This window comes from Saccharothrix luteola, from assembly GCF_020859565.1.
Lineage (GTDB): Bacteria > Actinomycetota > Actinomycetes > Mycobacteriales > Pseudonocardiaceae > Actinosynnema > Actinosynnema luteola.
In genome coordinates this window covers 146,556-156,937 of record NZ_JAJHUO010000029.1, presented here as the reverse complement: position 1 = coordinate 156,937, position 10,382 = coordinate 146,556, and the positions used below count along the sequence as shown (strand labels likewise).

Genomic DNA, 10,382 nt, shown 5'->3' with positions numbered 1-10,382 from the left:
CCGGGGGGGGCTGGCGGGGTTGACGAACGCGGTCAAGCACGCTTCCGGCGGGTCGGCGGCGGTGACGGTGGACTACGGCGTCGACCACCTCCGGGTGGAGGTGGTCGACACCGGCGGCGAGCCCGGTCCCGGCGCGGCCACGGGCAACGGGCACGGGCTGATCGGGCTGCGGGAGCGGCTGGCCGTCTACGGCGGCACGCTGGACGCCCGGCCACGGCCCGGCGGCGGCTACCACGTGACCGCGTCGATCCCGGTGGAGGCGCCGTGAGCGCCCCGCTGCGGGTGGTGGTCGCCGACGACCAGGTGTTGGTGCGCACCGGTTTCCGGATGATCCTCACCGCCGACGGCATCGACGTGGTCGGCGAGGCCACCAACGGCCTGGAGGCCGTGGAGGCGGTGCGGCGCACCGTGCCCGACGTGGTGCTGATGGACATCCGGATGCCGGAGCTGGACGGCCTGGAGGCCACCCGCCGCATCCTGACGGGCGCGGAGTCCGAGCCGCGGGTGATCATCCTGACCACGTTCGACCTCGACCACTACGTCTACGCCGCGTTGTCGGCCGGCGCGAGCGGGTTCCTGCTCAAGGACGTGACGCCGGAGCACCTGGTCGCCTCGGTGCGGATGGTGCGCTCCGGCGACGCGTTGCTGGCGCCCGCCATCACCCGACGCCTGGTGGAGCGGTTCGCGAACCGCGGCGCGGACACCGCGTCGTTGCACCGGGACCTGGCCGCGTTGACGCCGCGCGAGCTCGAGGTGCTGAGCCTGCTGGCGCGCGGGCTGAGCAACGCCGAGCTGGCCGGGAAGCTGCACCTGTCCGAGGCGACGGTGAAGACGCACGTGGCGCGCATCCTGGCGAAGCTGCGCCTGCGCGACCGCGTGCAGGCCGTCGTCGTGGCCTACGAGACCGGGCTGGTCACGCCCAGCGGCCAGGGCTGACGGCTCAGCCGAGGAACCGCACGTCGGGGTGCCGGTCGGACGGTCCGTCGAGCAGGCGCCGCGGCCGGTGGCGCAGGTGCTGGTCGAAGAACGCGGTCAGGTAGGCGCGCTGGGCGGCGGTGCTGCGGGCGGGGTCGACCGTGCCGACGACCGGCGCCGTCACCGCCGGGTCGAGGCCCAGGTGGGCGGCCAGTCGCGGCACCAGCGACTGGTGGTCGGTGAACGACGAGTGCTCGCCGTCCGGCAGGTGCAGCTGTCGCACCCAGGCGCGGTGGCGGGCCAGGAACCGCTGCCACGACAGGTCGGACGCCGCGCTGTGGTCGCCCGCGCTCATCAGCAGGAACGGCCGGTCCAGCCCTTCCTCGGCGACCCGGCCGAAGTCCCCGGCGGCCTGGTCGTAGGCCATGCTGCCGTCGAGGTTCGCGCCCGCGTCGATCCGGCGGTCGGACACCATGGCCTCGCCCGCGGTGAACCCGCCCGCCGAGTGGCCGACCACGCCGACCCGCGACAGGTCGAGCGACCGGCCCAGGCCCGGCGGCAGGCTGCGCCCGCCCGCGTCCGGGTTGCCACCGGCGGCGAGGACCGCCAGCTGGTCGAGCACGAAACCCGCGTCCCGCGTGCGGGTCGCCATCAGCTTCTTGTTGACCTCGGTCGTCAGCCGCGGCACGGCGCGCGGCGCGACCCGGCCGTCGGGGAACCGCACCGCGAGCGGCTCGTGGGTGTGGTCGATGGCGACGACCACGTATCCCTCGCTCGCCAGCTGTTCCGCGAGGCCGGTGCCCAGGGCGCGAGGGTTGCCGCGGCCCGGCGAGTACAGCACGACGGGCCGTCGACCGGGGACGGCGGGCACGTCGGGGACCGAGTGGGTGGCGAAGCCGTAGTCCAGTTCGGCCGGGTCGATGCGCAGGGCCCTGGCGTCGCTCGCGGCGATCGCTTCGGCGACGGCGGGCGGCATGAACGGCGCCGCGTCGTCCGCGCTCGGCGTGGCGGGGTACCGGACGGTGACCATCAGTTCCCGCGTGGTGTCCGGCAGCCACGGGTCCGGGCGGGCGTGGTCGACGAGGTGCAGTTCGGTGGTCCCGACCGCGTGGGGGCCGGTGGGGGCGGGGAGTTCGAACCGCACCGGCGAGGGGGAAGCCGCCGCGGGCACGGCCGCGGCCAGCGCCACGCCGGCGAGCAAGGTCGGTACGAGCACTCGTTTTCCAGTCACCAGGCGAACTTAGGGCGGCTCGACCGCGCGCCGGATCAGGATGATCACCCAGCGGCACCCTGAGAGGGCAACTAGGTGTGAGAGGTGTCGACCACCGCTTCCGTGACGCCTTCGAACGGTCTCCGACCTGCGGGCACAGGTCACGCCGGCAGCACCGGCCGAAGTGGGCGAGTTCGTCCGGCTGCTCCGGGAGTGCTATCAGGCCAACACCTGACGCAGCAGAACCCGGTCATCCGACAGATGCCGGTGTCGTTCACGTCGACCTACCGTGGGTCCTCCGAAGCCCGACACACCAGGGGGAATCGACATGACACGCAGGCCCGCCGCGCTCATCACGCCGCTCGCTGACGAGGACGTCGCCGCGCTGGCGGCACTCCTCGCCGATCTGGAGAACGGCTTCAACCAGAAGGTTGCGGCGGTGCTCGACCGGCCGTTCACCGCGGATGCCGTCGTCGTTGTTCCCGACGGCACGGTGATCCGCGGCTGGGACGACCTGTTCGCCTACCACACGGCCCGGCTCGCCACCGCCGTCGCGACTTGGACGACACGCGTGGTGATGCTGAGCGCCTCATCACCGGGCCCCGACACGGCCCTGGTGCACTTCCGCCAGGAGACCACCACGCCCAGCGGCGGCTTCGCCAACCACGGGACGGTGGTCGCAGTGCGCCGTGAGGGCTCCTGGTGGATCAGCGCGCTGCACAACACCAATGTGGACCAGGCCCGCGCGGGCACCACCGCTTCCACGACGCCTTCAAACGGTTCCTGACCTGCCGATATGAACGCCAAGTCGCCGGTACTGTCACTAAAGCGTGCGATCACCCGTCTCTGTCCGAAAACCGCCCCGGAATCGCCGCACATCGGCGACACTCGCGCGATGGGGCCGAAAACTCTGACCGCCACGGTCGTGTCGATGCTCATGGCGGCCGCGACGGTCACCTCGACATCGACGGCGGCCGCGCAACCCGCGTTCGTCCTGCACGACGGCGTCACGAAGCCGGTGTACTCCTACGAGAAGGCCATCCGCGAGACGGCCTGGGTGGAGACCGGCCAGGACCTGGACCGCGACGGCCTCACCGACCGGGTCACTGCCGACATCATCCGGCCGTCGGAACCGGCGGCGCGCGGGCAGCGCGTCCCGGTGATCATGGACGTCAGCCCGTACTTCGAGAAGATCGGGCGCGGCAACGAGCGCCAGCCGAAGACCTACCTCCCCGACGGCACGCCGTCGCAGTTCCCGCTGTTCTACGACAACTACTTCGTCCCGCGTGGGTACGCGGTGGTGTTGGTCGACGTCGGCGGGACCAACCGCTCTTCCGGCTGCTTCGACGACGTCGCGTCCGGCAACGGCGTCGTGAACTGGCTCAACGGGCGCGCGAAGGCGTTCCGGACGCCGTTCGGGCCGGAGCAGGTCCAGGCGGACTGGGCGAACGGGTCGGCCGGGGCGATCGGCAAGTCTCAGGACGGCGCGGCGGCGATCGGGATGGCGGCGTCCGGGATCGACGGGCTGAAGACCATCGTGCCGATCGCCGGGGTCAGCTCGTACTACGAGGTCCACAATTCCCACGGCGCGTACTTCGGCTGGGGCGGTAGCGGCCCGAGGCTGTACAACGAGCGCGCGGAGGAGCTGTGCCGCCCGTTCGAGGAGGACAACGCCCGGCGCGCGGGCACGGACGGGAACTTCAACGAGTTCTGGCGTGAACGCGACTACGCCGCCAAGACCGATCGGATGCGCGCAAGCGTTTTTGTGGCGCAAGGGTTCCACGACCTCAACGTCAATCCGATCCAGTTCGGCCCGTGGTGGGAGGCGCTGAACGCGCACCACGTGCCGCGCAAGGCCTGGCTGCACCAGGCGGCGCACGTCGACCCGTTCGACCTCGACCGCTCGCTGTTCGTCCGGACCCTGCACCGCTGGTTCGACCGGTGGCTGCTCGGTGTCCGCAACGGGATCGAGTTCGAACCGGCGATCCGCATCGAGCACAGCCCTGACCAGTGGGTCGACGAACGCCGCTGGCCACCGGCCGGAACGCGATCCCGGACGCTGTGGCCTGGAACCGCGGGCACGCTGGGACGGCGTCCGTCCGGCGGCTCGGCGTCCCTGACCGACGACCCGGCGCGTGGTGCGTCGCAGTGGGTGGCGAATCCGGCTCAGCCCAGCTCGGAGCGCCTCGTGTTCACCGGCGAACCGCTGCGCTCGGACACCCGGATCGCCGGAACCGCCACGGTGACGGTGACAGCGCGCTCGGACAAGCCGAGTGCGCGGCTCGGCGCGGTTCTGGTCGACTACGGTCCGGCGACCGTGCGGAACACGACGTTCCCGGCGATGGGCACCGAGGATCTGGCGACCCGGTCGTGCTGGGGCGCTGGAACCCCTGCCGACACGGGGTGCTTCCTCGATACGGTCGCCGACCTGACCACTGTGGACACCCGCGTGATGGCCACCGGCTGGGCGGATCTCGGTCATCACCGGTCCCTCTGGCGCGGCGAACCCCTCGAGCCGGGTAAGGCGTACACGATGACGTTCCGGCTGAGCAGCCTCGACCACGTCGTGCCCGCCGGGCACCGGCTGGCGCTCGTCCTCGGCGGCACCGACGGGGACATGTTCGATCCGGCCCTGCCGCAACCGAAATCGCGGATCACGGTCGAACTGGGCGGGACGTCGGTCGAAGTACCCATCGTGCGGTGACTCTTAGTACCAATCTGGACGCTTAGAGTTGCGGCAGTCGGGCGAGGATCTCGCGGATGCCGTCGAGCAGGGCCCTGGAGATCGCCGCCGCGGTGGGAACCCGCCACGGCTTCGACCACCGTGCCGCCCGATCCGATCGGACAGCCGGGCCTCCGTGTCGGGCTTGACCTGTCCAGGCCGTGGCATCCAGGCACCTCCTGGACGATCAGCCCACCGGACACCCTCAAGTCACTGGTATTGCAACTAGGTGCCACCCTCGGCGGTCCATTGTGGAGCGTCGAGTCCCCCCGCGATCTCCCGTGCCCGGCGGCGGTGTTCGGCGGCCCGCTCGTGCCGGCCGAGCGCGTCGGCGAGGGCGGCGAGGTAGTGGGCGGTCGGGCCGAACGAGACCAGGCCGCTGCCCGCGCCGGCGAGTTCACCGGCCGCCGGGAGGAGCCGGTCGTAGAGGCGCGCCATCATCGGCCGGTCCCCCGCTTCGACGGCGATCACGGCGTGCAGGCACGTCCGCGCCTCGAACAGCAGGTCGTGCGGCGAATCGGGGACGACGGCCGCGAGGGCTTCGGCCCGCTCGCCGCGCGCGAGCAGGACGACCGGGCGCGCCCACGGCTCGTACGGGCCCCAGTCGGCGTCCGGCACGTCGCCGAGGCTGAGCAGCGCCAGCGGCAGGAGGCCGTGCTCCAGGCCGGGCATCCCGGCGCCGGAGAGGCGGGACGCGGCGGCGCGGTAGGCGGCCCTGGCCTCGTCCCGCCGCCCGGTCACGGCCAGGCGCAGCGCGGCGTACCAGGTGGTGAAGACGCCGACCAGCGGCAGGTCGTGCCGTTCAGCGAGCGCGTCGGCCGCGGCGGCGTGGCGGTCGGCGGCGGCCAGGTCGGCGAGCGCGGCGTGGGACTGCACGAGGATCAGGTGGGCGAGCACCTCGAACGTCACCAGGCCGTGGCGGGCGGAGAGGTCGAGCAGCTCCGCGCCGATCCGGGCCCGGTCGGGTGCCAGGCCCGCCCGGTGGAACGTCTGCAGGAACCGGCCGTTGAGCGCCAGGGCCAGCAACGACGGGTCGGCCAGGTCGCGGGCGATGACCTCGGCTTCGCGTGCGGCTTCCCGGCCACGTCGTCCGGCGTCGGCGCGTCGTTCCACGGCGATGGTGACCAGGAGGCGGGCGCGTTCGGCCTCGTGGCCCGCGGGCAGGGCGTCCAGCGCGCGTTCGGCTGCCTCGGTGAGGCGGGCGGACAGGGCTTCGTCGTCGTTGGTGGTCCAGAGCGCGGGCACGTCGAACGAGCCGATCGTGCGGGCGGTCAGCACCGGGTCGCCGCCCACCTCGGCGACGGCGTCCGCCCGGCGCCGGCGGGCCTGTTCCAGGTCGCCGGTCACGGCCAGGGCCCGCACCAGGCCCATCACGGCTTCGAGGCGGTCCCGTCCGGCCAGCTCCACCGTCTCACGCCACCACGTGGCCGCTTGGTGCGGCGCGGACCGGCGTTCCGCGCGTTCGGCGGCGGCCCGGGTGTAGCGGGCGGTGCGTTCGGCGGCGGCCCGGTTGCCGGCGCGCAGGAGGTGGTGCGCGATGGCCTCGACGTCGTCGGGGTGCACCCGCTCGATCACGTCGGCGGCTGTGGCGTGCCACCGGGCCCGGCGGGCGTGCGCGATGTCGTCGTACAGCGTCTCCTGCACCAGCGCGTGCGCGAACCGCAGGCGGTCGGCGTCCGGCTCGACCAGGAAGCCCGCGAGCAGCGCCGACTCGACGGAGTCCAGCACCGCGTCCTCGTCGCCGGCGAGCGGGATCAGCACGTCCAGGTCGATCTCCCGACCGAGGACCGACGCCTGGCGCAGGTGGGTCCGCGCGGTCCCGGCGAGCTGGGCGAGGCGGTGGCGCAGGACGTCGCGGACGCCGGCGGGGACGGTGCGCAGGGCCGGGTCGGTCTCCCAGAGGCGGGTCAGCTCGCGGACGAAGAACGGGTTGCCGCCGCTGCGGGTGTGGATCGCGCGGACGTCGGCGTCGGTCGGCTCGCGGTCGGTGGTGGCCTCGACCAGTTCGCGGACCTCGGGTTCGGTCAGGCCGCCCAGGTAGACGCGGGTCGGCTCGGTGCGGGCGGCCCGGCCGAGGGCCTCGGTCAGGGCGGCGGAGATCTCGGTGGAGCGGTAGGTCCCGACGATCAGCACGCGTCCGGCGTCGGGGTCGGCGGCCAACGACGTCACGAGAGCGAGGGTGTCCTCGTCGGCCCAGTGCAGGTCGTCGAACACCAGCAGGACCGGTTGCCGGATCCCGGCCAGGGACTCGGCGATCGCGCGGTGGCGCTCGAACCGGCCGGCGGGCGGGTTCGCGTCCAGCGCAAGCGCTTCCGCCATCCGCGTCCACGGCCAGGCGGCGGGCGCGTCCTCGGTGGACGTGCCCCACGCGGTCGCCCAGCCGGCGGCGGCCAGCCGTGCGGTCAGCTCCTCGGCCAACGCCGTCTTGCCCGCTCCGGCCGTGCCCGAGAGCAACGCCAGCCGCCGGCCCGTGCGCGCGGCCCGTTCCAGCTCGGCGAGCTCGGCCGTGCGGCCGATGAACGGCCTGGACCGGGCGGGCGGCGGTTCGGGCGCGAGGGTGGGCGACTGGGTGAGGATGTCGGTTTCGAGCTGACGGAGGGCGTGCCCGGGGTCCACACCGAGTTCCGCGCGCAGCACGTCGCGGGACTGGCGGAGGGTGGCCAGCGCCTCGCCCTGGCGTCCGGTCCGGTAGAGCGCGAGGGCGAGCAGCCGGCGGCCGTCCTCGCGCAACGGGTGCGCGGCGACGTGTGCCCGCAGGTCCGGCACCGACTCCGCCGCCAGGCCCAGCGCCAGGGCCGCCTCGGCCCGCCGTTCGACGGCCAGCAGGCGCACCTCGTCCAGCCTCGCGGCCTCGCCGAGCGCCCAGGGCCGGTCGGCGAACTCGGCGTAGGCGGGGCCGCGCCAGAGTTCGAGCACGTCGTCGAGCAGCGCTTTCGCGTTCCCGGGCCGACCGTCGGCCAGCAGCCGGGCCGCCTCGCCGACCGCTTCCTCGAACCACCGGGCGTCGACGTCGTCCGCCCGCAGCGCGTACCCCGGCGGCACGGTCACCAGCAGCCGGGGCGGCGTCCGGGGTGGGCGGTCAGGTTCGAGGGCCTTGCGCAGCGCGCCGACGAACGTCTGCACGGCACCGAGCGCACCGTCCGGCGCGTCGTCGTCCCAGAGGTCGTCGATCAACCGCGTGACCGGCACCACCCGGCCCTTGGCGACGAGCAGGCGTGCCAGCACGGCGCGGTGCCGCGGCCCCTTGAGGTCGAGCGGCCCGCGTTCGCCCACGGCCTCCAGCGGGCCCAACACCCGGAAACGCACCATCGCGGGACAACGTATCCGACCTGGTCGGCGCGTGCCCCGGGGTGCTGATCGGTTGCTGATCGAGCGCTGATCGGGGCCGTCGAGAGTGGGTCGTGCAACCGCACCCAGGAGTAGGAGCCGTACATGATGTTCAACCAGCAGCGCGTCACCGTCGCCGAGGGCGTGGCGCTCAACGTCGCCGTGGGGGGCTCGGGCAGCCCCGTCGTGCTGCTGCACGGCTTCCCGCAGACCCACCTGATGTGGCGGCACGTCGCCGCCGACCTGGCCGCCGACCACACCGTCATCTGCCCCGACCTGCGCGGGTACGGCGACAGCGACAAGCCGGCCGACGACGGTCAGGCGTACTCGAAGCGCACGATGGCCGCCGACGTCGTCGCCCTGGCCCGCGAGCTCGGGCACGACCGGTTCGCGCTGGCCGGGCACGACCGGGGCGCGCTGGTCGCCATCCGGGCCGGGCTCGACCACCCCGACGCGGTCACGCACCTGGCTTCGCTGGACGTGCTGCCGACGCTCGACATGTGGGACGTCATGCACGGCGCTTCGGCGGCCATCGGGTTCCACCTGTACCTGATGGCCCAGCCGCCCGGCCTGCCCGAGGCCATGATCAGCGCGTCGGCGGACGCGTTCTTCGGCCACTTCCTGGACGTGTGGGCCAACGACCCGGCCGCGATCCCGGCCGACGTCCGCGCCGCGTACCTGAAGGCGTCCCGCGAGGCGGTCCCGTCGATCGTCGCCGACTACCGGGCCTCCGCCACCGTGGACGTCGAGCACGACCTGGCCGACCGGGAGGCCGGCAACCGGCTGCGCATGCCGGTGACCGTGCTGCAGCAGGACTGGGGCTCGGCCCTCGGCTTCGACGCCGCCGGCCGGTGGCGGGAGTGGGCGGCGGACCTGGAGCACCGCACCGTCACGTGCGGTCACTTCATGGCCGAAGAGGCACCCGGCGAGGTCGTCAAGGCCCTGCGCGCCCTTCTCGCCCGCTAACCCAACCCGCGTGTCGAACCTCCAGCGCCCGCGTGTCGAACCCTCGGGTCCCGCGTGTCCTACGTTCAGGTACCCCGAGTTCAACGCTCAGGACGGCGGGCCGCGTTCTGAGTGTCGAATTCGCGTGTCCTGAACGTTCGACACGGTGGTCCTGAAGGTTCGACACGGTGGTCCTGAACGTTCGACACGCGCGGTCTGAAGGTTCGACACGCGCGGAGGTGGGGGGTTAAGAGGGGGGTTCGGGGTCGGAGGGTTGGGGGCGGCGGGCGCGCAGTGAGCCGGGGCGCGCCTTGACCGAAGGGTCGCGACGCGTCTTGGCCAGGCTCGCGACGGTCACCACCGTCAGCACGACCACGATCACGCCGAGGCTGAGCAGCGTCGGCACCTCCGGCACGCGCGGGTCGAGGTCCTGGTGCGCCCAGTGCAGGATCAGCTTCACCCCGATGAACGCCAGGATCAGCGACAGACCGGTCGACAAGTACACCAGCCGGTCCAGCAAACCCTTGACCAGGAAGAACAACGCCCGCAGCCCGAGCAGCGCGAACGCGTTGGCGACGAACACGACGTACGGCTCGGACGTGATCCCGAAGACCGCCGGGATCGAGTCCAACGCGAACAGCACGTCGATGCTGCCGATCGCCAGCAGCACCACCAACAGCGGCGTGGCCATCCGGCGGCCACCGGCGCGGGTGAACAGCTTCCCGCCCTCGTAGTCGTCGGTGATCGGCAGCACCCGGCGCGCGGTCTTCACCACGACGTTGTCCTCGACGTCCGGGTCCTCGTCGCGGTGCCGGAACAGCTGCACGGCCGTGTAGAGCAGCAGCAAGCCGAACAGCAGGAACACGAACGAGAACAACGCCAGCAACGTCGCGCCGACCGCGATGAACACCGCCCGCAACGCCAGCGCCAGCACGATGCCGAACGTCAGCACCTTGTGCTGGTGCTCCTCCGGCACGGCGAACGTCGACATGATGATCACGAACACGAACAGGTTGTCGACCGACAGGCTCTTCTCCACCAGGTAGCCGACGAAGTACTCGGTGCCGGCCTGCCCCCCGTGCGCCAGCGTGAACCACACGCCGAACAGCAGGGCGAAGAGCACGTAGAACACCGACCAGGCCGTCGCCTCGCCGATCTTGACTCGGTGCGGGCGCACGACCGCCAGCACCAGGTCCACCGCGAGCAGCAGGAGGACGAGGCCGATGGTGAGCGCCCAGGTGAGCCCTCCGATGTCCGCCACGA

8 protein-coding genes are annotated in these 10,382 nt (G+C 72.7%); 5 read left to right on the top strand and 3 right to left on the bottom strand.

The features are described 5' to 3' along the window. Positions 1 to 268 (top strand): ATP-binding protein (locus LNK82_RS35325; protein ID WP_372470727.1); only part of this gene is annotated, 268 nt, incomplete at its 5' end. Then, the gene (locus LNK82_RS35320) at positions 265 to 936 is read left to right on the top strand and encodes a response regulator (RefSeq protein WP_230571272.1); all 672 of its coding nucleotides are present in this window, start codon (positions 265 to 267) and stop codon (positions 934 to 936) included. The genes LNK82_RS35325 and LNK82_RS35320, both read left to right, overlap by 4 nt. Positions 937 to 940: 4 nt before the next feature. Here LNK82_RS35320 and LNK82_RS35315 read toward each other — a convergent pair whose 3' ends face one another. Continuing rightward, entirely contained in the window at positions 941 to 2,146 is a 1,206-nt protein-coding gene (locus LNK82_RS35315; protein ID WP_230571271.1) for an alpha/beta hydrolase family protein, read from the bottom strand. Positions 2,147 to 2,453: 307 nt separating this feature from the next. On the opposite strand from LNK82_RS35315, the gene LNK82_RS35310 reads away from it, so the two are divergent. Next, positions 2,454 to 2,912, top strand: coding sequence for a YybH family protein (locus LNK82_RS35310; protein ID WP_230571270.1), 459 nt, complete (start codon positions 2,454 to 2,456; stop codon positions 2,910 to 2,912). A gap of 108 nt (positions 2,913 to 3,020) precedes the next feature. Then, on the top strand, positions 3,021 to 4,829 hold the full coding sequence (locus tag LNK82_RS35305) for a CocE/NonD family hydrolase (RefSeq protein WP_230571276.1): 1,809 nt from the start codon (positions 3,021 to 3,023) through the stop codon (positions 4,827 to 4,829). Positions 4,830 to 5,072: 243 nt separating this feature from the next. Here the strand turns inward: LNK82_RS35305 and LNK82_RS35300 are convergent, their stop codons facing one another. Further along, positions 5,073 to 8,156: an ATP-binding protein gene (locus LNK82_RS35300; RefSeq protein WP_230571269.1), complete on the bottom strand. Its 3,084-nt coding sequence runs from the start codon at positions 8,154 to 8,156 to the stop codon at positions 5,073 to 5,075. A gap of 123 nt (positions 8,157 to 8,279) precedes the next feature. Between LNK82_RS35300 and LNK82_RS35295 the strand changes: the two genes are divergently transcribed. Then, the gene (locus LNK82_RS35295) at positions 8,280 to 9,140 is read left to right on the top strand and encodes an alpha/beta fold hydrolase (RefSeq protein WP_230571268.1); all 861 of its coding nucleotides are present in this window, start codon (positions 8,280 to 8,282) and stop codon (positions 9,138 to 9,140) included. Positions 9,141 to 9,366: 226 nt separating this feature from the next. Here LNK82_RS35295 and LNK82_RS35290 read toward each other — a convergent pair whose 3' ends face one another. Next, positions 9,367 to 10,380, bottom strand: a complete 1,014-nt coding sequence (locus LNK82_RS35290) for a TerC/Alx family metal homeostasis membrane protein (RefSeq protein WP_230571267.1) — start codon at positions 10,378 to 10,380, stop codon at positions 9,367 to 9,369. Between the last annotated feature and the right edge of the window lie 2 nt (positions 10,381 to 10,382).